Source organism: Streptomyces sp. NPDC048479, assembly GCF_040651435.1.
Classification (GTDB): domain Bacteria; phylum Actinomycetota; class Actinomycetes; order Streptomycetales; family Streptomycetaceae; genus Streptomyces.
This window is the reverse complement of sequence record NZ_JBEZKA010000002.1, coordinates 477,502-499,754: the sequence shown is the minus strand read 5'-3', so window position 1 is coordinate 499,754 and position 22,253 is coordinate 477,502. Positions and strand designations below refer to the sequence as shown.

At 70.8% G+C, this 22,253-nt stretch carries 21 protein-coding genes and 1 pseudogene; 13 read left to right on the top strand and 9 right to left on the bottom strand.

Annotated features, from left to right (window positions below; all coding sequences use genetic code 11):
- Window positions 1-92 precede the first annotated feature (92 nt).
- The 4 genes from AB0D12_RS05170 to AB0D12_RS05155 all read right to left on the bottom strand — a co-directional run bounded on the left by AB0D12_RS05170 (window position 93) and on the right by AB0D12_RS05155 (window position 4,189).
- Window positions 93-176, bottom strand: coding sequence for a putative leader peptide (locus tag AB0D12_RS05170; protein ID WP_351448512.1), 84 nt, complete (start codon window positions 174-176; stop codon window positions 93-95).
- A 96-nt stretch (window positions 177-272) separates the two neighbouring features.
- A complete protein-coding gene (locus AB0D12_RS05165; RefSeq protein ID WP_362677208.1) occupies window positions 273-839 on the bottom strand; it encodes a GNAT family N-acetyltransferase in 567 nt (188 codons plus the stop codon).
- Between the two features lie 163 nt (window positions 840-1,002).
- Complete coding sequence (locus AB0D12_RS05160) at window positions 1,003-2,286, bottom strand: GAF domain-containing protein (protein WP_362677206.1); 1,284 nt, start codon at window positions 2,284-2,286, stop codon at window positions 1,003-1,005.
- Window positions 2,287-2,554: 268 nt separating this feature from the next.
- Window positions 2,555-4,189, bottom strand: coding sequence for an acyl-CoA dehydrogenase family protein (locus AB0D12_RS05155; protein ID WP_362677204.1), 1,635 nt, complete (start codon window positions 4,187-4,189; stop codon window positions 2,555-2,557).
- A gap of 17 nt (window positions 4,190-4,206) precedes the next feature.
- Between AB0D12_RS05155 and AB0D12_RS05150 the strand changes: the two genes are divergently transcribed.
- A complete protein-coding gene (locus AB0D12_RS05150) occupies window positions 4,207-5,388 on the top strand; it encodes a YihY/virulence factor BrkB family protein (RefSeq protein ID WP_362677202.1) in 1,182 nt (393 codons plus the stop codon).
- A 135-nt stretch (window positions 5,389-5,523) separates the two neighbouring features.
- Window positions 5,524-6,261 carry a DUF6597 domain-containing transcriptional factor gene (locus tag AB0D12_RS05145; protein WP_362677200.1) on the top strand — a complete coding sequence of 246 codons (738 nt, stop codon included), beginning with the start codon at window positions 5,524-5,526 and terminating at the stop codon, window positions 6,259-6,261.
- Here AB0D12_RS05145 and AB0D12_RS05140 read toward each other — a convergent pair.
- Window positions 6,201-6,596, bottom strand: a complete 396-nt coding sequence (locus tag AB0D12_RS05140; RefSeq protein WP_362677198.1) for a VOC family protein — start codon at window positions 6,594-6,596, stop codon at window positions 6,201-6,203. The genes AB0D12_RS05145 and AB0D12_RS05140 overlap by 61 nt on opposite strands.
- Before the next feature lie 143 nt (window positions 6,597-6,739).
- Here AB0D12_RS05140 and AB0D12_RS05135 point away from each other — a divergent pair, with 143 nt between their 5' ends.
- The 3 genes from AB0D12_RS05135 to AB0D12_RS05125 all read left to right on the top strand — a co-directional run bounded on the left by AB0D12_RS05135 (window position 6,740) and on the right by AB0D12_RS05125 (window position 9,635).
- A complete protein-coding gene (locus tag AB0D12_RS05135) occupies window positions 6,740-7,510 on the top strand; it encodes a response regulator transcription factor (protein WP_362677196.1) in 771 nt (256 codons plus the stop codon).
- Window positions 7,511-7,515: 5 nt separating this feature from the next.
- Complete coding sequence (locus AB0D12_RS05130) at window positions 7,516-8,637, top strand: HAMP domain-containing sensor histidine kinase (RefSeq protein ID WP_362677194.1); 1,122 nt, start codon at window positions 7,516-7,518, stop codon at window positions 8,635-8,637.
- 110 nt (window positions 8,638-8,747) lie between these two features.
- Window positions 8,748-9,635, top strand: coding sequence for an ABC transporter substrate-binding protein (locus tag AB0D12_RS05125; RefSeq protein WP_362677193.1), 888 nt, complete (start codon window positions 8,748-8,750; stop codon window positions 9,633-9,635).
- 102 nt (window positions 9,636-9,737) lie between these two features.
- Here the strand turns inward: AB0D12_RS05125 and AB0D12_RS05120 are convergent, their stop codons facing one another.
- The gene (locus AB0D12_RS05120; RefSeq protein ID WP_362677191.1) at window positions 9,738-10,511 is read right to left on the bottom strand and encodes a CbtA family protein; all 774 of its coding nucleotides are present in this window, start codon (window positions 10,509-10,511) and stop codon (window positions 9,738-9,740) included.
- 30 nt (window positions 10,512-10,541) lie between these two features.
- On the bottom strand, window positions 10,542-10,754 hold the full coding sequence (locus AB0D12_RS05115; protein WP_327326740.1) for a CbtB-domain containing protein: 213 nt from the start codon (window positions 10,752-10,754) through the stop codon (window positions 10,542-10,544).
- Between the two features lie 262 nt (window positions 10,755-11,016).
- On the opposite strand from AB0D12_RS05115, the gene AB0D12_RS05110 reads away from it, so the two are divergent.
- The 3 genes from AB0D12_RS05110 to AB0D12_RS05100 all read left to right on the top strand — a co-directional run bounded on the left by AB0D12_RS05110 (window position 11,017) and on the right by AB0D12_RS05100 (window position 13,117).
- On the top strand, window positions 11,017-11,592 hold the full coding sequence (locus AB0D12_RS05110) for a histidine phosphatase family protein (RefSeq protein ID WP_362677189.1): 576 nt from the start codon (window positions 11,017-11,019) through the stop codon (window positions 11,590-11,592).
- A gap of 151 nt (window positions 11,593-11,743) precedes the next feature.
- Window positions 11,744-12,322 (top strand): hypothetical protein, encoded by a 579-nt coding sequence (locus AB0D12_RS05105; protein WP_362677187.1) that lies wholly within the window; start codon window positions 11,744-11,746, stop codon window positions 12,320-12,322.
- A gap of 69 nt (window positions 12,323-12,391) precedes the next feature.
- Window positions 12,392-13,117: a DUF1775 domain-containing protein gene (locus tag AB0D12_RS05100; protein ID WP_362677185.1), complete on the top strand. Its 726-nt coding sequence runs from the start codon at window positions 12,392-12,394 to the stop codon at window positions 13,115-13,117.
- A gap of 83 nt (window positions 13,118-13,200) precedes the next feature.
- On the opposite strand, the gene AB0D12_RS05095 is transcribed toward AB0D12_RS05100, so the two are convergent.
- A complete protein-coding gene (locus tag AB0D12_RS05095) occupies window positions 13,201-15,903 on the bottom strand; it encodes a SpoIIE family protein phosphatase (RefSeq protein WP_362677183.1) in 2,703 nt (900 codons plus the stop codon).
- 188 nt (window positions 15,904-16,091) lie between these two features.
- Here AB0D12_RS05095 and AB0D12_RS05090 point away from each other — a divergent pair.
- Window positions 16,092-16,190: pseudogene (locus AB0D12_RS05090) on the top strand (SMP-30/gluconolactonase/LRE family protein); the annotation flags it as partial.
- A gap of 30 nt (window positions 16,191-16,220) precedes the next feature.
- Here AB0D12_RS05090 and AB0D12_RS05085 read toward each other — a convergent pair.
- Window positions 16,221-17,852, bottom strand: a complete 1,632-nt coding sequence (locus AB0D12_RS05085; RefSeq protein ID WP_362677288.1) for an FAD-dependent monooxygenase — start codon at window positions 17,850-17,852, stop codon at window positions 16,221-16,223.
- Window positions 17,853-18,119: 267 nt separating this feature from the next.
- On the opposite strand from AB0D12_RS05085, the gene AB0D12_RS05080 reads away from it, so the two are divergent.
- The 4 genes from AB0D12_RS05080 to AB0D12_RS05065 all read left to right on the top strand — a co-directional run bounded on the left by AB0D12_RS05080 (window position 18,120) and on the right by AB0D12_RS05065 (window position 22,249).
- The gene (locus AB0D12_RS05080; protein ID WP_362677181.1) at window positions 18,120-19,241 is read left to right on the top strand and encodes a SchA/CurD-like domain-containing protein; all 1,122 of its coding nucleotides are present in this window, start codon (window positions 18,120-18,122) and stop codon (window positions 19,239-19,241) included.
- Window positions 19,242-19,311: 70 nt separating this feature from the next.
- On the top strand, window positions 19,312-19,737 hold the full coding sequence (locus AB0D12_RS05075; RefSeq protein WP_362677179.1) for a cupin domain-containing protein: 426 nt from the start codon (window positions 19,312-19,314) through the stop codon (window positions 19,735-19,737).
- Window positions 19,734-21,002 carry a beta-ketoacyl-[acyl-carrier-protein] synthase family protein gene (locus AB0D12_RS05070; RefSeq protein ID WP_362677177.1) on the top strand — a complete coding sequence of 423 codons (1,269 nt, stop codon included), beginning with the start codon at window positions 19,734-19,736 and terminating at the stop codon, window positions 21,000-21,002. The genes AB0D12_RS05075 and AB0D12_RS05070 overlap by 4 nt, the downstream gene beginning before the upstream one ends.
- Complete coding sequence (locus tag AB0D12_RS05065; RefSeq protein WP_362677175.1) at window positions 20,999-22,249, top strand: beta-ketoacyl synthase N-terminal-like domain-containing protein; 1,251 nt, start codon at window positions 20,999-21,001, stop codon at window positions 22,247-22,249. The genes AB0D12_RS05070 and AB0D12_RS05065 overlap by 4 nt, the downstream gene beginning before the upstream one ends.
- Window positions 22,250-22,253 lie beyond the last annotated feature (4 nt).

Sequence of the window (22,253 nt, the reverse complement as noted above, 5' to 3'; positions counted from 1 at the left end):
GGAGGGCGGCTCTGAGCTGCACACTCGCGCGAGGGCGCGACAATGCGCAGGAGGGGAACAGAGAGTGGGGAATGCTCGGCTGTGCTGGTCTTTCAGCAGACCGGACAGATGGCGCTGGACATGCGGCCGAGGTCGACGTGCCGCCGACTCACCAAGGCAATTCCAGCTCGAGACATGACGGAAGCGTGTCACGGCGATCCGACGGCAGTCCACCGTCGTCCAAAATGTGGACAACACTGTCCCGCATCGCGAGACAGTGTGTTGCCGGTCACTCAAGCGTGGGCACCTGGCCAGGGGCCGGGCGCGGTCACCTCGGGCTCTTCCTCCGTCCTGGTGTCGAAGAGAGTGAAGCCGCGCCGCAGATAGTTGTCCATGGCATGCGGGCCGTCCTTGGAGCAGGTGTGCAGCCAGACCCGCTTTGTCGGCGTCAGCCCTGGCCACCGCTCCGCCAGGTCCCAGGCCCTCGCGACACCGTAGGAGAGGAGATGGCCGCCGATCCGCCGGCCCCGGAACGCCGGGATCAGCCCGAAGTAGACGAGCTCGACCGAGCCCTCGCCCTGCGCCTCCAGCTCCACATAGCCGGCCGGCGTCCCCTTCTCGTACGCCACCCAGGTCTCGGTGCCCGGCCTGGCGAGCATCTCCTCCCACTGCGCGTACGTCATGCCCAGCCGGTCCGTCCAGCGGATGTCACCGCCGACGGCCGTATACAGAAAGCGGCTGAACTCGGGCGAAGGCACCTCGGCCCGTACGATCCGCAGATCCCCTTCGGGCGCGGCGGCCGGCCGCAGATCTGCCGGCGAGGTCTGCTCCAGGGACCAGGTGGTCACAGTGATGCTCATGAGCGCCAGGGAACCACGATGTCCTGATCCGGCCAAAGCCGAGTCCTCTCTGAGTCGCCCGCAGCCTCGCCGAGCGACCCGGAGCCGCCCGCAGCCTCGCCGAGCGACCCGGAGCCGCCCGCAGCCGCGCCGAGCTGTCCGCCTTCCGCTCACAGCCGCTTGGTCAGTCCGGCGGTCGGCGCGCGCTCACCACCGCCGGGGCCGTCGACTGCGGCAGCAGATCGGCCGGATCGTCCGGCTGGACCAGCTCCACCTCGACCTCGTCGACGAAGCGGTACGGGCGGTGCGCCAGCACCTGCGCCAGATGCCGCCGCAGCCGCGACATCTCGGCCCGCACCGTCACCGTGCGCGTCGGGTCCTCGAAGAGCGCCTGCGCCAACTGCGCCGCGGTCCGCCCGTCCCGGTGCAGCGCCAGCATGTACAGCAGCTCGGCATGGCGTGGGCTGAGCTCCTGCGCCCAGCTGCCGACGGCCCCCGCGACGGTGACCGAAGGCTGCCGTGGCCTGCTCAGATCCAGCACCACCCGGCCCGGCGGCGCCGCGGAGCTCCTCTCGTCGACCCGTATCAGCCAGCCGCCGGGCAGCGGCTCGACCGTGCACATGCCGAGCGAGGGCAGCCAGAGCCGACCGCCGCCGACGGACTTCGGCAGCGAAAGCCGACCGGTGGGCGGCATGCCGGTGACCGCGGCCGGCCAGCCGTTGACGTCCACGGCCAGCGCCCGGCCGGTCAGCCGGGCCAGCAGCGGCGACGCCACGCTGCGCAGCCGGTCCAGCGCCGCGAAGTGCCGGTTGCGCAGTTCGGCCTCGGCGAGCCGGGCGACCGAGGTGACCAGGGAGAGCGTCGCCGGATGCATGGTGGACAGGGGTCCGCTGATGTCGACGACGCCGATCAGCTTGCCGTCGCGCGGATCGGTGACCGGTGCGCCCGCGCAGGTCCAGGTGTGGTGGGTGGAGACGAAGTGCTCGGCGGAGTGCACCTGGACCGGCCGCCGGGAGATCAGCGGAGTGCCGATACCGTTCGTACCGACGAGCCCCTCGCTCCAGTCGGCGCCCAGAACGAAGCCGTGCGAGTCGCCCTTGCGCAGCACGGTCGCCTTGCCCTCGCGCCAGAGCATCCGTCCCTCGGTGTCCGCGACGACCATGATGTGCTGGGCCGCCTCGGCGATCGACACCAGGCTGTCCCGCAGCACCGGCAGCACCTCGCGAAGCGGCGAGGCGAGCCGACGGCGTTCTATCTCCTCCGGCGGCAGCAGCCCGGCCCTGTGGTCCCGGTCGGGATCCATACCGCCGCGCAGCATCCGCTGCCACGACTCGTTGATGTCCGCCCGTGGGCCGACCTGCGAGCGCCGGCCGTTGAGCGTGGCGTCCCGCACGCCCTTCAGTAACCTGGCGGCCTCCGCGGTGTCCATGGCGGCGAGCCTGGCCAGGTCGAGTGATGTGCTCTGCACCGGGGTCCTCCTGGGCGGCGCCGGCGTTCGGATGCGGGGGGCTGGCTCAATCGTGCCCCTTCCCGTGGCAATGCGTGGCGATTTGGGCCACAAGACTGCAACCCCTTGCAACTCTCGCGTACAGGCGTGCACATATATCAGGGTGGTGGAACACCGGTTCGCCGGTCGTCATGCACCGCACTGCCCTGCACTGCAGGGCGCATGACAGCGGGCGGGGTGGTGCCGTGTCGGCGCAGCACCACCCCGACAGCCGTCGGCGGCGCGGGCCTCAGACCACGGCTCGCGCCCGCTCGACGACCGACGCCAGATCGAGCGTGTGCGGCAGCGTGCCGAAGGCCGTGCCCCAGTCCCCGCCGAGCCGTGAAGCGCAGAACGCGTCCGCCACCTCCGGCGGTGCCCACCGCACCAGCAGCGATCCCTGCAGCACCAGCGCCATCCGCTCCACCAGCCGACGCGCCCGCGCCTCGATCCCGTTCAGATCGGCCAGTTCGGTCAGCAGGTCCTTGATCGCCCCGTCCAGCCGGTGATCGGCGCCGCGCGCCTTGCCGACCTCCTGCAGGAAGGCGTTCAGCGACTGCGGCTCACGCTGCAGCGCCCGCAGGGCATCGAGCGCCTGCACGTTGCCCGAGCCCTCCCAGATCGAGTTGAGCGGCGACTCGCGCAGCAGCCGCGGCAGTCCCGACTCCTCTACGTAGCCGTTGCCGCCGAGACACTCGAGCGCCTCGGCCACGGTCGGCGTACAGCGCTTGGTCACCCAGTACTTGGCGGCGGGCACCGCGAGCCGCAGGAAGGCCCGCTCCTCGTCCGTATCGGCGTCGTACGCGGCGGCGAGCCGCAGCGCCAGTGTCGTCGCGGCCTCCGACTCCAGCGCCAGATCCGCCAGTACGTTGCGCATCAGCGGCTTGTCGATGAGCAGCCCGCCGAACGCGCTGCGGTACGCGGAGTGGTGGATCGCCTGTGCCACCGACTGCCGCATCAGCGCGGCCGACCCGATGACACAGTCGAGCCGGGTGGCCGCCACCATCTCGATGATGGTGCGCACCCCGCGTCCCTCGTCGCCGACCCGGCGCGCCCATGTCCCGTCGAACTCGACCTCGCTCGACGCATTGGACTTATTGCCCAGCTTGTCCTTGAGACGCTGGATCCGGAACACATTGCGGGTCCCGTCGTCCAGCACCCGGGGCACCAGGAAGCAGGTCAAACCCCCTGCCGCCTGGGCGAGTACCAGAAAACCGTCACACATAGGAGCGGAACAGAACCACTTGTGACCGGTGAGCAGATACTCCCCGTCACCGGCCAGCGGCTCGGCCCTCGTCGTGTTCGCCCTGACGTCGCTGCCACCCTGCTTCTCGGTCATTCCCATGCCGAACAGGGCCCCGGCCTTCAGTGAGGCGGGCCGCAGCCCCTCCTCGTACACCTGCGAGGTCAGCCGCGGCTCCCACTCCGCGGCCAGCGCCGGGTCCGTACGCAGCGCGGGCACCGTCGCATGCGTCATCGACACCGGACAGCCGTGCCCGGCCTCCGCCTGCGTCCACACCAGGAACCCGGCCGCACGCCGTACATGCCCGGCCGGCCTGCCCCAGGCGTTGGTCAGCCCGGCCGACACGGCCTTGCCGAGGAGCCGGTGCCAGGCGGGATGGAAGTCGACCTCGTCGATCCGGTTCCCGTACCGGTCGTGGGTGCGCAGTTTCGGTGGATTCTCATTGGCCTGCACACCCCACTCCTGGGCCTGTGCGGAGCCTGCGGTGCTGCCGAGCGTCTCGAGCTCCTCCCGGGCCTCGTCGAGGAATTCGGGCGCGACATGCCGTTCCACGCCCTCCGTGAGGGCCTGGTCGGCGCTGAAGACGTCGTACCCGACCAGGGGCGGAGCCTGGTTGGTCACTGTGTGGGTGGTAGCTGCCATGCCGATACGGTAAGGAGGTGCAGGCAGCAAATGAAACACCCGAGCGGCCATCGGGCCGACTCCACCGGGCCCGAGTCCTCTACCGCAACGTCTCCAAGCGGAAGATGGCGTGGGTGCTGCTGAAGGACACGGTCAACTCGTGCATCGAGTACCGCATCCTGGGCCTCGCGGCCGAGGCGGCGTTCTTCACGCTGCTGTCCCTGCCGCCGCTGCTGCTCGGTCTGATCGGCCTCCTCGGCTATGTGGACGTGTGGACCAACACCACCACCGTCGCCTCGATCGAGGAAAACATCCTGAGAGCGGCCGGCACGGTGCTGTCCGACCGGGGTGTCAACCAGATCGCCAAGCCCCTGCTGGAGGACGTCACCCACGGCGGGCGGCCGGACGTCATCTCCATCGGCTTCGCCATCGCGCTCTGGTCGGGTTCGCGGGCGGTCAATGTCTTCATCGACACGATCACCGTGATGTACGGCCTCGACGGTCAGCGCGGCATCGTCGCCACCCGGCTGCTGGCCTTCCTGCTCTACATCGTGGCGCTGCTGATCGGCGCGGTGGTACTGCCGCTGGCGGTGGTCGGCCCCGACCGGGTGGTGGAGTTCATTCCGTGGGGCACGGAAGTCGTCAGCGTCCTGTACTGGCCGGTGGTCAGTCTGCTCTCGATCGCCTTCCTCACCACGCTCTACCACGTGTCCGTCCCGGTGCGCTCGCCGTGGATCGAGGACGTCCCGGGTGCGCTGGTGGCGCTCGGGATGGGGGTGCTGGGCTCCTTCCTGCTGCGTATCTACCTCACCAGCACGGTCGAGGGCCCGACGATCTACGGCTCACTCGCCGCGCCCATCGCCGTCCTGCTGTGGATCGGCCTGACCGCATTCGCGGTCCTGGTGGGCGCGGCGGTCAATGCCGCGATCGACCGCGTCTGGCCGTCGGTCGCCACGGCCGCGGCCCGCGCGGCCAACGAACGCATGCGCACGCTCAACGCCGCAGAGCTCCTCGCCCGGGCGGAGGCCGCCCAGGTCTACGGGGAGGGCGAGAGCGAGGACGAGGACGACGGGGCCATGCCATCGGAATACCCGGAGCGGTGGTCGCGGTTCCTGCCGCCGGACGATGTGAAGTCGCGGCTGCACGCGGGTCGGGACAATGGCCGTGAGAGCCGTGAGAGCAGCCGTGACAAGGAGACCGGGGAGCAGCGGAAACCCTGAGCCGGGCCACCGCTGTCCGTGCGGGTGCATTCCATGAGCGCGCTCATAACGGCCCCCGGCATCAGCGGCGTTGGACCGAGGGGCCGTTCTCGCCGTGCGGGCACGCGCGGGCAGCTGCGGGATAGCCTTGTAAGGGTGTACGAGGAATGGGCGTCGCGGCTCGAAGGAGCCGTCGTCTGGACGCGGACCATGGACCGGCACGCCGGTGCGGTCCACCCCGTGCTGCCCGACGGCTGCATGGACCTGCTCTGGTTCGAGGGCCGGCTCCTCGTGGCAGGACCCGACACCCGCGCCCACACCCCCGGGAGCGGCCCCGGCACCCGGTGGGCGGGGGTGCGCTTCGCGCCCGGGACCGCGCCCGCGATTCTCGGCGTACCGGCGTACGAGCTGCGCGACCGGCGGGTCGAGCTCGCCGATGTGTGGGGCGGGGCCGAGGCGCGCCGGCTCACCGCGCGGATCGACGCGGCCCCGGACCCGGTGGCCGAGCTGGAGGCCGTGGCGCTGCGGCGGGCGGACGCGGCCCTGCCGCCGGACCCGCTGCTGGGCGAGGTGGTGCGCCGGCTGGAGGCGGGCGGCACGGTGGCCGGGGCGGCGTACGCGGTGGGCCTGGGCGCCCGGCAGCTGCACCGGCGTTCGCTGGACGCCTTCGGATACGGGCCCAAGACGCTGGCCCGGGTGCTCCGGCTGCAACGGGCGCTGACGTTCGTACGGGAGGGTGTGCCGTACGCCGAGGCGGCACTCGGCGCGGGCTGCGCCGACCAGGCGCACCTCGCACGCGAGATGCGCGACCTGGCCGGAATCACCCTCGGCGCCTACTCGGCGCTGGCGAACAGCGAGACACCGCAGCCGTCGGGGTCGAGGACCACCGCGTAACGCTGCCCCCAGAAGGCGTTCCAGGGCTTGAGGTGCCCCCGGTATCCCGCCTCGGTCAGCTCGGCGTAGACGGAGTCCACCTCGGCGGGGCTGTCGCAGGCGAAGGCGAGCCCGAGCCGTTCGCCGCCGCCCGGCGGCCGGGTCCACTCGGGGTCGAAGGAACGGATGGTCTCCTCGGTGTCCCACAGCACGCGCAGCCCGCTGGGCAGCGTCGCCTCGGCGTGGGGCGCGGTGTCGGCGTCGGCGGGGATGTCCAGGCCGAGCCGGCGGTAGAAGGCGAGAGAGGCGGCCATGTCGGAGGCGACGAGGCCGATCGCGTCGAGTCGTGGAGTCATGACCTCAACGTAGGCAGGCCGGGACCGGGAGTCTTGAACGAATCGGACGTCCCTCCGTCGCGGGACGTCATCGGCGCGGGACGTCATAGATCCGTAAGGCGCCCCGTGTGATCGACCGCACTTCCTCGGAGGACACTGACCGTATGCACAACATTCTGGTCGTCGACGACGATCCGACCGTCGCCGAGGTCGTCACCGGCTATCTGGAGCGCGCGGGTTTCACCGTGGACCGGGCCGCCGACGGGCCGCAGGCGCTGCGGCTTGCCGCCGGGCGGCGGCCGGACCTGGTAGTCCTCGATCTGATGCTGCCGGGTATGGACGGGCTGGAGGTGTGCCGCAGGCTACGGGCCGGTGCGCTCGCCGCCGTGCCCGTGATCATGCTGACGGCGCGCGGCGACGAGGACGACCGGATCCTGGGGCTCGAGATAGGGGCGGACGACTATGTGACCAAGCCGTTCAGCCCGCGCGAGCTGGTGCTGCGAGTCGAGTCCGTACTCCGCAGAGGGGCCACGGCGGGGGAGCGGCGGGCCGGGCCGGGGCCGGCGGCCGCGGGCATCGTCCTCGACCCGGCCGCCCGCAGGGCCACCAAGGACGGCCATGAACTGGCTCTGACCCTGAGGGAGTTCGACCTGCTCGCGCATCTGATGCGGCACCCGGGCGAGGCGATCGGCCGGGAGCGGCTGATGCACGACGTGTGGGGCTGGGAGTTCGGCGATCTGTCCACCGTCACGGTCCATGTACGCAGGCTGCGCGGCAAGATCGAGGACGATCCCGCCAGGCCGCGACTGATCCAGACTGTGTGGGGCGTGGGCTACCGCTTCGATGTGCCGGGTGACGGGGACGTACCGCGAGACGTAGCGCGGGACGAGCCGAGGGATCCATCGCCCTCGCAGCTGCCGCGGGAAGAGGCCTGATCGTCGTGTGGGACATGCTCCTCATCGCCCTCTTCGCCTTTCTCGGGGCCGCGGCCGTCGGCCTGCTCGGGGCCGTGGCCCTGCGGGCGCTGCGCCACCGGTCCGTCGCCGTCTCCCTCACGATCGTCGCCGCCGTCGCCGTCACCGCGATGCTCGCCGGGACGCTCGCCGTCGCCCAGGCGATGTTCCTGTCCGCGCACGACCTCACCGTCGTCACCACGGTCGTCGCGATGGCGGCGGTCGTCTCACTCGCCACCGCCCTGCTGCTCGGCCGCTGGGTCGTCGCCCGCAGCCGCGAACTGGCCCTGGCGGCACGGTCGTTCGGCGACGGTGGCTCCTTCGCCGCACCCGACGGCGCCTCCACCGCGGAACTGGCCGCACTGAGCCGGGAGCTCGCCGCCACCAGCGACCGGCTCGCCGCCTCCCGCGAGCGTGAACGCGCCCTGGAGACCTCCCGCCGCGAGCTCGTCGCCTGGATCTCCCACGACCTGCGCACCCCCCTGGCCGGGCTGCGCGCCATGTCCGAAGCGCTGGAGGACGGTGTCGTACAGGACCCGGAGCGCTACTTCCGCCAGATCCGTACCGAGGTCGACCGGCTCAACTCCATGGTGGGTGATCTCTTCGAGCTCTCCCGCATCCACGCGGGCACGCTGGCTCTCACCCCCACCAGGATGTCGGTGTACGACTTGATCGGCGAGGCGATCGCCGGCGCGGACCCGCTGGCGCGCGAGCACGGCGTACGCCTCGTCGGCGACAGCGTCGAGTCCGTCCCGGTCGAGGTGGACGGCAAGGAGATGACCCGCGTACTGGCGAACCTCCTGGTCAACGCGATCCGCCGGACCCCCGCCGACGGCACGGTCGCCGTCGCTGCCGAACGCCGCGAGGAGTGGGTGGTTCTCTCCGTCACCGACGGCTGCGGCGGCATTCCCGAGGAGGACCTCCCACGCGTCTTCGACACCGGCTGGCGCGGCACTCAGGCCCGTACGCCCCCGGCCGGCGCCGGTCTCGGCCTCGCGATCGTCCGCGGCATCGTCGAGGCGCACGCCGGCCACGCCGACGTACGCAATGTGACGGGCGGCTGCCGCTTCGAGGTGACGCTGCCCGCCGCGGCGGTCCCACTTGGTTGAAACAGCGAGCGTCTGTATGCGTGACCGCGGAGACTGACGGGCAGTCAAACGTCGATGGCCTCGGGGAGAGGCATCGCGATCCGTAGCCGCAGAAGTCAGGGGTGGGACAGATGGCGCGACAGCTGGATTGGGAGTTCCTGGACGATCGCGGGCGGTCGGCGACGGCGGCGCATAGGCCGTCGAGGCTGGTCGCGTACATCCAGGCCGGAGCGACACTGTTCGACCATGGCATTCGGCCGGTGGGTCTCTTCGGATCCCACCACGACGGCGAAACCGCCGACCCGGCGAAGGCCGGCACGCTGCCGCTCGAGGACATCGCGTACCTCGGATCGGGCACCCGCGTCGGGGTGGACGCGATCCTCGACGCGGAACCCGACCTGGTGGTCGGCGTCGGCTACGGCTCCGACCAGGTCTACGGCCTGGATCCGGACACGGCGAAGCACATCGAGGAACATGTGCCCGTGGTGGTGTGCGACGTGGGCCAAGGGCGTTCGCTCGCCGATGTACGGGACCGGTTCACAGCGCTCGCCCGGTCGCTCGGAGCCGAGCAGAACCTGTCGGGGGCGGCGGAACTCGACCGCGCGGAAGACCGGCTGCGCACGCTCGCGGCCGACGCCGCTCACTTACGGATCCTGGCCCTGTCGCCCGGCACGCCGGAGAGCGTCCATCTCGCCAGGCCACGGGCGTGGCCGGACCTCAGGGCGCTGGCCGAGTGCGGCATCGGCCTGGTGGAGCCCGAGCGGGGTCCAGGGGCCAACTGGTCCACCGTCGACTGGACGGTGGCCGCCTCACTGGAGCCGGACATTGTGCTGACGGACGTACGGGCCAATGCCCTGCCGGTCGGTGCACTCGAGGGAGTCGAGGAGTGGCAGTCAGGCGCGGGCAGGGCCCGGATCGTGCCGTGGAACCCTGAGGTTCCCTGCAGCCATCTGGCGCACGCGCGCTTCTTCGACGCCGTGGCGGACGCGGTACAGGCGTCCGCCTCGTCCGGCAGCTGAACGTCCGCCTCGTCCGGCCGCCGCGGCAACGCCAGAACCCGCGGCAACGCCAGAACCCGCCGGGGAATCCCCGGCGGGTTCTGATGGCGCTGATATGTCGCGTCAGCCCGCGGCAGACGCTGTCCGCGAGGGCGTGCTGCTTCCCGCGGCCGCTGTCCGCTCGGCGCTCGGCACCAGGAGGCGCTCCGCGAGGTGACCGAAGACCAGCGCGAAGAACGTCCAGAGGGTGACCTGGATGGCGAGCGTGGCCAGTCGGAAGTCCCACACCACCGTGGCCGGGAAGTCCTTGGGCACCTCGTTGAACGAGGGCAGGAAGGCGAAGGCGAGCCCGGCCGCCGCGATGAATGCGGCCGCGGCGGCGACGGTCGCGTTCCAGTTGCCCAGCCGGGGAGCCAGCCGCTTCCCGAGGATCACCGCTGCGACAGCGAGCAGCACGCTGAGCACGATCATCAGGAAGTACACGGTGGTGCGCTTGCCGATCGTTTCGGGGTCACCGACGGCCGGCGGGTTCGGCGGGTACTTGAGATACGGCACGACGTACACGGCCAACAGCGCGCCCAGGGAGACCAGGGCGGCCGTGGCGCGCGGGCCGAACCGGCCGATGCGGCCGAGCGCGACACAGAAGGCGAGGGCGGCGATGCCGCCGATCGCGACGCCGAAGACCAGCACACCAGTGGCGAGGCCGGCCGTCGACTGCATGGCACGGCTGACGAGTTCCTCGCCGCCGTGCTCATGGCTGTGCGCTTCCTCGAACGCAATGGCGGAGTCCACGGGGGACTCGCCGAGCAGGTAGGCCACGACCAGGGCGAAGAAGCCTGCGATCAGGCCGGCGAGCATGCCGCGGACGAGCAGAGCTCTGACAGAGATGGAGTTCATGAGTGAGTGTTCCCCTGGTTCTCAGTGTTCTCAGTGGCAGGGGAAGCCGAGCAGGTGGCGTCCGTCGTGGACCCACTCGTGCACGTTCTCGCCGGAGATGAGCGCGGTGGCGCCCTGCTCGGCGCCGACGAAGTAGAGCAGGACGAGCATCAGCACGCCGAAGAAGAGCGCCCACGGGGCGATTGCCTTCAGCGAGATGGGGGTGATGGCCGGTGCGGCGGCGGGTGCAGCAGTCTGTGCCATGACAGAACCTCCTGGGGGAACACGCGTCCCGATCGTGGTGCCTGAGACGAAGGTGCTGGGTCTGACTTCCCGCAGAGGTACGGGTTCACAGTGGCGCGACCGTGCCGGATTCTCACCGGACTTCCGTCACACCGTCGTCATGTCCACGAGACCGTACCGCTTGGCGGCCTGCACCGCTACGGCGCAGGGGCGCATGCCGGGGCGCCTCAACGCCCGTGATGTGCTTGCACCATGGGCCGTCTGGTGGAGAGGAATGTGCGGGATGACGGTACGGGTGATGTTGATCTCACCGGCGATGAGTGCCGCGCTGCGCGAGGCGCGCTTCGACGGGGACGTACCCCTGGACGAGGCGGGAGTGTGCAGCGCCCGCGCCGCCGCCGGTGCGCTGCCGCGCGCCGGCCGGTGGGTGAGCGGCCCGTCCGCGCGCTGCCGTGAGACGGCCGAGGTGCTGGGTCTGCGGGCCGAGCCCGAACTGCGGCTCGGGGGCTGGGACATGGGCCGCTGGCACGGGCGCACACTGGAAGAGGTGAGCGTGAGCGAGCCGGAGGCGGTGTCGGCGTGGCTGACCGATCCCTCGGCCGCTCCGCACGGTGGTGAGTCGCTGCTGGCTCTGTGTGCCCGGGTCGGCGGCTGGCTCGAGTCGCTGTCGGCCGACGGGCGTGTGCTGGCGGTCACCGAGCCCGCGGTGGCGCGTGCGGCGATCGTGCATGCGCTGGCGCTGCCGGCGGAGGCGTTCTGGCGGCTGGACATCGCGCCGCTGACCCTGACCGAGCTCAGCGGACGGGCCGGGCGCTGGAATCTGTGCTGCGGACGGCCGTTGGCGGCGGACGCGGACTGACCTTCGGCGGTCAGTACGGAGAGATCCGCAGGTTGGGGCACCCGCGGGCCTCCCGGTCGTGAATGATGGGCCCGGCATGCCGCAGACCCTCCGTCCTCCGTCTCGCAGCGCGCCGCGCGCTCGGTGGAGTGTGCGGGGCGCTCGGGCGGGTGTGTTCGCACTGGCGAGCGTGGGCCTGGCCGGCGTCGGACACCATGTGGCGTCCGGAAAACCGGTCGCTTGGCTGCTGCTGTCGGCCGCGGCCGGCGCCGCCTTCCTCGGGGTGCTGCCCTGGGCGGGGCGGCGGCGTTCGCTCGCGGTGGTGGTGACCGCGACCTGCGCCGCGCAGCTCGTCCTCCACCAGGTGCTGGCGACGGCCGGGCCCGGCCGGCACGGCGCACCGCACGCAGCCGCCCACCCGATGGCCGGTGATCACGGCCTGCATCCGGGCACGGCCGTGATGCTCCTGGCGCACACGCTGGCCGCCGTGGCCGTGGCGGTGCTGCTGCACCAGACGGACGACCAACTGGCGGCGCTCCCACGGCTCGTGGGCCTTCTCGCCGGCACGGTCCGCGACACCGTGGCGCGCCTGCTCGGCCGGTGGGGTGTGTACGTGTTCCGCTGCCCGGACGCCGCTCCAGCCGTCGCCGGATCGCGGCTGCTCCCAGGAGAGCCGGCGTGCGTCGTCCTCGCGCACATCGTGGTACGCCGGGGGCCTCCCGGTCATGGACCGTCACCGTCCCGTCCATGACCGACCAGCGGGCCTCTCGCCCTGTCGAGGGCTGCGCTGCCTTCGAGTTTCGAGGAGAAGATCCACACCATGAGTACCTTTCCCATGCCGTCCGCCGTCCGGCGGTCGTTGCTTGTCGCCACCCTGGCCGTCGGCACAGTGCTCGCCGTGGCCGGTCCGGCCGCCGCTCACGTCGAAGTGACCGCCTCCGACGACCGGGCCCTGGCGAAGGACGTGACGCTGACGTTCACGTCCGAGGCGGAGTCGGACACTGCGGGCATCGCCAAACTGCAGATCGTCCTGCCCGAGGGCATCGCGCCGGATGCGGTGAAGCTGAAGAAGGCGCCCGACGGCTGGAAGCTCACGCCGGGCGAAGGCGGCTACACCATCGGCGGCAAGGCGCTGGCCACCGGCACGGACGTGGTCCACAGCATCACGGTGACGCAACTGCCGGACGTGAAGTCCCTGGTGTTCAAGACCGTGGAGTCGTACGGCGACGGAAAGATCGACCGCTGGATCGAGGTGCCCAAGGGCGCCCAGGAGCCGGAGAATCCGGCGCCGGTGCTCAACCTGAAGCCGGCCGCGCCGGGCTCGACACCGATCAATGCCGGCTCGAGTCCCACTCCCAGCACGGAGCCGAGTAAGGCCTCGCCCGCGCCGTTGCTCTCACAGCAGCAGCAGCAGCCAGCGGCGAAGAAGAAGGACGACGGCGGAGGCAGCGGGGTTGTCGTCGCGGTCGCCGCCGTCGTGGTGGTGATCGCCGCGGGCGTCGGCCTGTGGTGGTTCAAGCGCCGTCCGGGCGCCGGATCAGCCTGAGCCGGAGGCCGGGGGGCGGCAGGTTGCCGCACCCCGGCCCGGGCGTCCCCGGGCGTTCCCGCAACAGCTGACGCACCGACCGGTCACCGTCCGCCTGTGGGGTCCGGCAACCCGTCGGTCTGCAGCGGCTGTTCCGTCCAGATGACCTTGCCGTCGGCGGTGTACCGCGTGCCCCAGCGCTCCGCGAACTGGGCGACGAGGAACAGCCCCCGGCCTCCCTCGTCCGTGATCGCCGCCTGCTTCAGGTGCGGCGAGGTGTTGCTGTGGTCGGAGACCTCGCAGATCAGGCTGCGGTCGCGGATCAGCCGTACGCGGATCGGGCCGGAGGCGTACCGAATGGCATTGGTGACCAGCTCGCTCAGGATCAGCTCGGTGGTGAACGCCTCCTCCGCCAGGCCCCACTCCGCCAGCTTGTCGGCCACAGCCGCTCGTACGCGTGACACCTCTGCGGGCTCGGGCGAAACCTCCCAGTCCGCCACTCTCCCGGAGTCCAGCACGCGCGTACGGCCGACGAGCAGTGCCACGTCGTCGCTCGGGCTCTCGGGCAGCAGCGCCTGCAGTGCCGCCTCGCAGGTTTCCTCCGGTGTCCGGGCCGCGTGGTCGGCGAGCGTACGGCGGAGCAGGGCCAGGCCGTCGTCGATGTCCCGGCGCCGGTCCTCGACGAGCCCGTCCGTGTACAGCACCAGTCCGCTGCCTTCGGGCAGCCGGATTTCCAGGGTCTCGAAGGGCAGACCGCCGAGCCCGAGCGGCGGGCCGCCCGGTACGTCGGCGAACTCCGCGCTGCCGTCCGGCCGCAGGAGCAAGGGCTGGAGGTGGCCGGCCCGTGCCATGGTGCAGTGGCCGGAGACCGGGTCGTAGATCGCGTACAGGCAGGTGGCTCCGGTGACTCGCGCCTCGGAGCCGTCGACGGCCTCGTCCTGGTCGATACGGGCGACCAGCTCGTCGATGTGCCACAGAAGCTCGTCGGGCGGCAGGTCCAGGGCGGAGAAGTTGTGGACCGCCGTCCGCAGCCGGCCCATGGTGGCCGCGGCATGCAGGCCATGACCTACGACGTCGCCCACCACGAGCGCCACCCGGGCGCCGGGCAGCGGGATGATGTCGAACCAGTCGCCGCCGACTCCGCCGAGTCCGCCGAGCCCGGCCTGTGCGGGCCGGTACCGATAGGCGGCGTCGATGGCGTTCTGCTCCGGCAGGCCGCGTGGCAGCAGGCTGCGCTGCAGGGCCACCGCCATGGTGTGCTCGCGCGAGTAGCGCCGGGCATTGTCGATGCTCACCGCGGCGCGGGCGACCAGCTCCTCGGCGAGCGACAGATCCTCGTCCTCGAACGCCTCGGGCTTCTCCGAGCGCCAGAACATCGCCACGCCCAGAATGACGCCGCGGGCGCGGAGCGGAACCGCGATCATCGAGTGGATTCCGTAGTCGGCGACAAGCTTGCGGGCTCGTTCCGGATCCTGTTCCTGCCAGCCGCCGAAGGCCGCCAGATCCGCCTCCAGGACAGCCTCTCCCGCCCCGATGCCGGTACCCAGCCGGGTGGACGGTACGAAGCGGATCAGCTGGCCGAGCGGGTAGAGCGCCGTGTCGTCCCGGAGGCCCTTGAAAGCCGTACGACGCATCTGCGGGCCGGCTCCTGTCGGCTCCTCGCCACGCAGTACGTCCTCCACCACATCGACGGTGGCGAAGTCGGCGAAGCGGGCCGCGGCGAACTCCGCCAGTTCCTCGCACGTCCGCACCACGTCGAGCGTGGTGCCGATCTCCGTACCGGCGTCGTACAGGAGCTTCAGGCGCCCCCGCGCCACATCGGCCCTGCCGGAGAGCGCCCGCAGTTCGGTGGTGTCGCGCAGCGTCGCCACGCTGCCGGGCGGCCCGCCGGCCTGGTCCGTCGAGCGCTGGTTGACGGCGAGCAGCCGCTCTCCGACCAGATACACCTCGTCGTTGGCGATCCTGCCCGAGACCAGCAGCCGGGCGGTGAGCGGATCCAGCCCCAGCTCGGTGACCGGGGCCCCTTCCACGTCCGCGGGGAGCCCGAGCAGCCGGCGCGCCTCGTCGTTGGCGAGGAGCAGCCGTCCGTCGCCGCCGACGATCAGCACACCCTCCCGTACGGCATGCAGAACCGCGTCGTGGTGCTCGTACATCCGGGTCATCTCGGCAGGGCCCAGACCGTGGGTCTGGCGCCGCAGCCGTCTGCTGACCAGCGCCGTTCCACCCGCGGTCACGAGGAGTAGCGCGGCGGCGGCGCCGAACAGGAGAGGGAACTGATTCTGGACGACACCGCTGACATGCGCGATCGTGATCCCGGCCGAAACCAGGCCGACGATCTTGCCATGGGTGTCGGTGACGGGTACCACGGCCTGCACCAGAGGCCCGATGGTTCCGACGATCTTCTCGGTGACGATGCCGCCGTGCAGCGCAGGCTGGAGGTTGCCGACGAATTTCTTTCCGATCCGGTCGGGAAGTGGGTGCGTGTAGCGGATTCCGTCGGTGCTCAGTACGACGATGAAGTCGACGTCGGACCGTTTGCGTGCCCGCTCGGCCAGGGGCTGCAGTATCGCGGTGGGGTGGGGACTGGACAGGGCTGCCACGATGCCGGGTGAATGCGCGAAGGTCTGGGCCACGGCGACGGACCGATTGCGGGCCTCACGTTCACTGTCGGACCGGGACTGCAGCACGAGCGCCGCCATGGCGGCGGCGACGAGCAACACCACGATCGCCACCTGCAGGAGAAAGACCTGACCTGCGACAGTTCGCATCTTCAGAACCGAGCGCGGGCGGCCGTAGCGTCCGGCCATGTGCTATTTGTACACCTCCGGCATACGCTGGGCGATCCGCATACCGTAGATCGCAGGCGGCGCGCACGCGACGCACTTGCCGTAATCAGCGGCTCGGGGCCGGGTTCTGGACCAGGTGGATCATGGCTGGTACAGGTCGGTCGGGGCGGGGGCGGCGCCAGGCGTCGGGGGCAGGCCGGGGAGCGTGCCTGCGGGATCCGTACATCACCTCGGCCCGCACCGGCCTCACCCGCCCGCACCCGCTGTCGGGGGCGGTGCTGGTGCTGTCGGATGCGGGCCGAGGTCTGCTCTGGCCAGTGCGGCTTTCGGCGGTACGGTCAGTCGCGGTACAGCAACTTCGTCATGACCTCGCGGACGGTGGCCTCCGGATCAGCCACCGCGCCCGCCGACCGCCAGGCGACGAAGCCGTCCGGGCGTACGATCAGCGCGCCCTCCGCCGTCGTGCCGTGCGTCTCGGCCCAGTCGGCCCCGTTCCCGGGCGTCAGGTCGGCGTCCGGTCCCGCACCGATCGCGTACGCGTCAAGCCGCACGGACAGCGGCTCGGCGACCTTCCGGGCCGCCGCACGCCACGCCGTGCCCTCCGAGCTGAGCAGCACGAACGCCCGCTCGTAGAGGTCCAGCGTGGACATCCGCTCACCCGATCTGACGACCCACATATGGGGGGACCTGGTGCCGGGTTCGCCCGTCAGCTGCATTCGCTCGGGCACCACGGGCTGTTCGGGGTCCACACCCAGGACGGCGCCGCGGGGGTAGCCGTAGCCCATGGCCACATTGAGGATCCCGCCCTGCCGCCCGCCGCCCGGGGTGCCGACGGGCGCGTACCCCGGGTGGCTGTGTTCGGCGGAGCGGGCCGACGCGCGCTCGCTCGTCGCGCGCGCCACCGGCAGCCGCTCGGACTCGTACGTCGAGAGCAGTTCCGGCCCCGCCGCGCCCTCCAGTACCGCCGCGAGCTTCCAGGCGAGGTTGTGCGCGTCCTGGATTCCGGTGTTGGAGCCGAAGGCTCCGGTCGGGGACATCTCGTGCGCCGAGTCCCCGGCGAGGAAGACCCGGCCCGAGGAGTACCGCTCGGCGACCCGTTCCGCGGCGTGCCACGGCGCCATGCCGGTGATCTCAACATCCATGCCTGACACGTCCGTTGCCCGGCGGATGTGCTCGATGCACCGCTCGTCGGTGAAGTCCGCGAGCGTCTCGCCCTGCTCCGGGTGCCACGGCGCGTGGAACACCCACTGCTCCTTGTTGTCCACCGGCAGCAGAGCGCCGTCCGCCTCGGGGTTGGTGAGGTAGCAGCAGATGAAGCGCCGGTCGCCCAGCGCCTCCGCGAGCCGCCGCGAACGGAAGGTGATACTCACGTTGTGGAACAGGTCGCCGTGGCCCGTCTGGCCGATGCGGAGCTGCTCCCGGATAGGGCTCCGCGGCCCGTCGGCCGCGACGAGATAGTCCGCGCGCACCTTGGTGTGCTTGCCGGTCTCCCGGTCCTTCATGACCGCGCTCACGCCCGTCGCGTCCTGCTCGAAGGTCATCAGTTCGGTGGAGAACCGCAGGTCGCCGCCCCCCCTCCGAGCACAGGACAGCAGCACGGGTTCGAGGTCGTTCTGACTGCACAGACACCACGAGCTCGGGCTGAAGCGCGCGAGCGCACCACCGGGGTCGATCTCCTTGAACAGCCACTCCTGGTCGTCGCCGGTCAGCGATCCCGCTTGCAGGATGCCGTGGTTCTCCGCGAGGACCGATGCGGCCTGCCGGATCTCCGGCTCTGCCTCGGCGCCGCGGAACAGCTCCATCGTACGAACATTGTTCCCGCGTCCACGCGGGTGCTTCGAGGTGCCTGAGTGCTTCTCGATCAGCAGGTGACTGATGCCGAGGCGGCCCAGGAACAGCGAGGTGGACAGGCCCACCAAGGACCCGCCCACGATCAGGACCGGCACGCGGTGGTCGATGTTCTCTTCCAATGCCATGAGTTGCTCCAGCTCCTGCCGCCCTAGGGGGATGGAACTTTCATGCCCTCTACGGGAGCCGATTGCTCCCGCATTCACCCGCATGGTTCTCAGCTCTCGCGCCACTCGTGGTACCGGACCACGATCGGTTGCGGGAGCGCCCCCCAACACATGGGAGGCGGACCGTCCGTATCCGCAGGGCGATTGACCCGGCGGATTCCACTGACGACGGACGAGGTCCACGCGAAGTGGCGGCCACGCTGTCGCAAAGGAGAGTGAAAGATGACAACCCTGTCGGAACGGACATCGCAGTCCGCCTTCGACGGCTCCAGGCTTCGGGTCGTCCTGCTATTGGATCTTCATGACGGTGCCCAGAACCAGTTCCTGGAGGCGTACGAGCATCTGCGCAACCAGGTGGCGTCGATCCCCGGTCACATCAGCGACCAGCTCTGCCAGTCGATCGAGAACCCGTCGCAGTGGCTCATCACCAGCGAATGGGAGAGCGCACCGCCCTTCCTGGCCTGGGTGAACAGCGAGGAGCACGTCGAGACGGTCCAGCCGCTGCACAGCTGCGTGCGCGACACGCGGTCGCTGCGGTTCAGCGTTCTGCGGGAGACCGAGGGGATCGCCGCCGGTTCACCCGACCAGCTCAAGCGAGGGCTCCAGGCCGCGCCCAGGCTCGGGGACGGCGTGGTCCGTCACGCGCTCACCTTCACGGTCAAGCCGGGCAGCGAGAAGGAGGTCGCGAAGATCCTCGCCGGTTACACCTCCCCGGCGGCCCAGGTCGACGAGCACACCCGGTTGCGCCGTACCTCGCTCTTCATGCACGGCAACCGCGTCGTCCGGGCCATCGAGGTGCAGGGGGACCTGCTTGCGGCACTGCGCTACGTGGCCCGCCAGCCGGAGGTCAGGAAGGTGGAGGAGGCCATCAACCCGTATCTGGAGCAGGACCGGGACCTGAACGATCAGGACTCCGCCCGGATGTTCTTCACCCGGGCGGCGCTCCCGGCGGTCCACCATGTGGCGGCCGAGGGGCCCCCGCCCACCGACGTACACCGGCACGCGCTGCTCTACCAGGCCAAGGAGGGCTGCGGGATGGCCCTGGCCCGGCTGCTCGCCAAGCAGGCCGAGACGGCGGCCAACGACCCCACGACCCCCATCGCGAGCTGCACCATCTTCCAGCGTGACGACATCGTGGTCCGGCTCATCGATATGAGCGGCCCGCTCAAAGCGCGGCCGGAACTGGCGCTCGGCATCAGCGGTGCCAGGAAGGCAGCCACGCTCACCCGTCTGCTCGCCACCGGAAAGGACGGCGTGCCGACGACCGACGAGGAGTTCTCACGCTTCCTCGCCACCTCCGACATGCGCCTGATCACGGACCGCTGCGCCTCGTCGGAATCCTGAACCCGATTGTCCGGCCCATCCAGCCACGCGGCCAAGGCCGTCGGGGGCAACGCACCTGGAGGAAGCAGTCATGACCACGCACCGCCCACGCATCGTGGACCTCAGCGAGACCCAGCCCAACCGCAGGCGCGGAGGCGACCTGCGCGCCATGCTCACCCCGACCGCGGTGGGTGCCACCACTGGCTTCATGGGGCTGGCCATCGTGCAGCCCGGTGAGCGTATCGGGGAGCACTATCACCCGTACTCCGAGGAGTTCGTCTACGTCGTCAGCGGGCTCCTCGAGGTGGACCTGGACGGAGAGACGCATGCGATGCGGCCCGATCAGGGCCTCATGATCCCGCTGAATATGCGCCACCGGTTCCGCAACGTCGGAAACGTGGAGGCCCGCATGGTGTTCCACCTCGGTCCGCTGGCCCCGCGCCCGGAGCTCGGGCACGTCGACACCGAGAACACCGAGCAGGGCCTGCCGCCGGAACGGACTGGGGCGGTGTCGTGAACCGGCGGGTGGCGGTCACCGGGGTCGGTATCGTCGCCCCCGGCGGAGTCGGCGCCACGGCGTTCTGGGACCTGCTCGCCAACGGCCGTACGGCGACGCGGGGCATCACCCTCTTCAACCCGGAGGGTTTCCGCTCCCGTATCGCCGCCGAGGTCGACTTCGATCCGGCGGCGCACGGTCTCGACGAGAACCAGGTGGCGCGCTCGGACCGGTACATCCAGTTCGCGCTGGTGGCCGCCCGGGAGGCGGTACGTGACGCCGGTCTCGACCCCGAGAAGGAGGATCCCTGGCGCATCGGGGTGTCATTGGGCACCGCGGTCGGCGGCACCACACGTCTCGAGCACGACTACGTCGCCGTCAGTGAGAGCGGCACGTACTGGGACGTGGACCACCACCCGGCCGGACCTCATCTGCAGCGCGCGTTCTCGCCCAGCTCACTCGCTTCCGCAGTGGCCGAGCAGGTCGGCGCCCACGGCCCGGTGCAGACCGTCTCGACGGGCTGCACCTCGGGACTCGACGCGATCGGCTACGCCTTCCACGCCATTGAGGAGGGCCGGCTCGACGTCTGCATAGCGGGCGCGTCGGACTCGCCCATCTCACCCATCACCGTGGCGTGCTTCGACGCGATCAAGGCCACCTCGCCGAACAACGACGACCCGGCCCACGCCTCCCGGCCGTTCGACGCCAACCGGGACGGGTTCGTCATGGGCGAGGGCGGCGCCGTCCTCATCCTGGAGGACCTGGAGCACGCTCGCGCCCGCGGCGCGACCGTGTACTGCGAGATAGGGGGTTACGCCACCTTCGGCAACGCCTACCACATGACCGGGCTCACCCCCGAGGGACTGGAGATGGCCCGGGCGATCAACACCGCCCTCGACCACGCCCGTATCGACCCCTCACAGATCGACTACGTCAACGCACACGGCTCCGGCACCAAACAGAACGACCGGCACGAGACGGCCGCGGTGAAACGCTCACTGGGCGCCCACGCCTTCAAGACGCCCATGAGCTCCATCAAATCCATGGTGGGCCACTCGCTGGGCGCCATCGGCGCTATCGAACTCGTGGCCTGCGTGCTGGCCATGGCCCACCAGGTGGTGCCGCCGACGGCGAACTACGAGACCCCCGACCCCGAGTGCGACCTCGACTATGTGCCGCGCACCGCCCGCTCACGGAAGCTGCACAGCGTGCTCTCGGTGGGCAGCGGATTCGGCGGTTTCCAGTCGGCGGTCGTCATGACCAGACCAAGTGGGAGGACCCTATGAGCTCCCGGCAGGATCGGCACACGGTCGTCACCGGCATCGGTGTCATAGCCCCCAACGGGGCCAACACCGAGGCCTTCTGGAAGTCGACCCACGAGGGCGTCAGCGTCCTCGACCGCGTCACCCGCGAAGGCTGCGAGCATCTTCCGCTCCGCGTCGCGGGCGAAGTGCGCGACTTCGACGCGACTGCGCTGATAGAGGAGCGCTTTCTCGTCCAGACGGACCGGTTCACGCACTTCGCGATGGCAGCGGCCGATCTCGCCATGGACGACGCCCGGCTCGGCCGCGGCGACTACGAGGGTTCGCCCTTCGCCGTGGGTGTGGTGACCGCGGCGGGCTCCGGTGGTGGCGAGTTCGGACAGCGCGAACTGCAGCGGCTGTGGGGACAGGGCTCCCGCTTCGTCGGCCCGTACCAATCCATCGCCTGGTTCTACGCCGCGAGCACCGGCCAGATATCCATCCGCGGCGGCTTCAAGGGGCCGTGCGGTGTCGTGGCCAGCGACGAGGCGGGCGGGCTCGACGCGCTCGCGCATGCCGCCGGTGCCATCCGCCGCGGCACCGACGCGGTCGTGGTCGGTGCCGCGGAAGCCCCGCTGGCGCCCTACTCGGTCGTCTGCCAGCTGGGGTACGAGGATCTCAGCACCGGCGAGGAACCGGACCGCGCCTACCGGCCGTTCACCGCCGACGCCTGCGGCTTCGTCCCTGCCGAAGGCGGCGCGATGCTCGTGGTCGAGGAGGAGACGGCGGCCCGCCGCCGAGGGGCCCGGGTCCGCGCCCGGGTGGCCGGGCACGCCGCGACCTTCACCGGACCGTCGCGGTGGGAGGAGTCCCGGGAGGGACTGGCCCAGGCGATCCGTGGCGCTCTGAGGGAAGCCGAGTGCGCGCCGGAGGAGATCGACGTGGTCTTCGCGGACGCGCTCGGCGTACCGGAGGCCGACCGCGCCGAGGCGATGGCGATCGCCGACGCGCTGGGCGCACACGGCTGCAAGGTACCGGTGACGGCGCCCAAGACCGGTATCGGCCGGGCCTACTGCGGCGGACCCGTGCTCGACGCGGCCGCCGCCGTGCTGGCCATGGAGCGCGACCTCGTACCACCCACTCCCAATGTCTTCGACGTGTGCCACGACCTCGACGTCGTGACCGGCCGGGCGCGAACCGCTCAGCTGCGGACTGCGCTGGTGCTGAGCCGCGGGCTCATGGGCTCGAACGCGGCACTGGTGCTGCGGCACGCCACCGAAACCCCCTCATGAGAAG

Coding starts and splice junctions, on each gene's coding strand:
- AB0D12_RS05065 (WP_362677175.1), top strand. CDS start 20,999: ATGAGCTCCCGGCAGGATCGGCACACGGTCGTCACCGGCATCGGTGTC.
- AB0D12_RS05080 (WP_362677181.1), top strand. CDS start 18,120: ATGACAACCCTGTCGGAACGGACATCGCAGTCCGCCTTCGACGGCTCC.
- AB0D12_RS05115 (WP_327326740.1), bottom strand. CDS start 10,754: ATGGCACAGACTGCTGCACCCGCCGCCGCACCGGCCATCACCCCCATC.
- AB0D12_RS05140 (WP_362677198.1), bottom strand. CDS start 6,596: ATGACTCCACGACTCGACGCGATCGGCCTCGTCGCCTCCGACATGGCC.
- AB0D12_RS05075 (WP_362677179.1), top strand. CDS start 19,312: ATGACCACGCACCGCCCACGCATCGTGGACCTCAGCGAGACCCAGCCC.
- AB0D12_RS05110 (WP_362677189.1), top strand. CDS start 11,017: ATGACGGTACGGGTGATGTTGATCTCACCGGCGATGAGTGCCGCGCTG.
- AB0D12_RS05155 (WP_362677204.1), bottom strand. CDS start 4,189: ATGGCAGCTACCACCCACACAGTGACCAACCAGGCTCCGCCCCTGGTC.
- AB0D12_RS05125 (WP_362677193.1), top strand. CDS start 8,748: ATGGCGCGACAGCTGGATTGGGAGTTCCTGGACGATCGCGGGCGGTCG.
- AB0D12_RS05100 (WP_362677185.1), top strand. CDS start 12,392: ATGAGTACCTTTCCCATGCCGTCCGCCGTCCGGCGGTCGTTGCTTGTC.
- AB0D12_RS05120 (WP_362677191.1), bottom strand. CDS start 10,511: ATGAACTCCATCTCTGTCAGAGCTCTGCTCGTCCGCGGCATGCTCGCC.
- AB0D12_RS05165 (WP_362677208.1), bottom strand. CDS start 839: ATGAGCATCACTGTGACCACCTGGTCCCTGGAGCAGACCTCGCCGGCA.
- AB0D12_RS05095 (WP_362677183.1), bottom strand. CDS start 15,903: ATGGCCGGACGCTACGGCCGCCCGCGCTCGGTTCTGAAGATGCGAACT.
- AB0D12_RS05135 (WP_362677196.1), top strand. CDS start 6,740: ATGCACAACATTCTGGTCGTCGACGACGATCCGACCGTCGCCGAGGTC.
- AB0D12_RS05170 (WP_351448512.1), bottom strand. CDS start 176: ATGTCTCGAGCTGGAATTGCCTTGGTGAGTCGGCGGCACGTCGACCTC.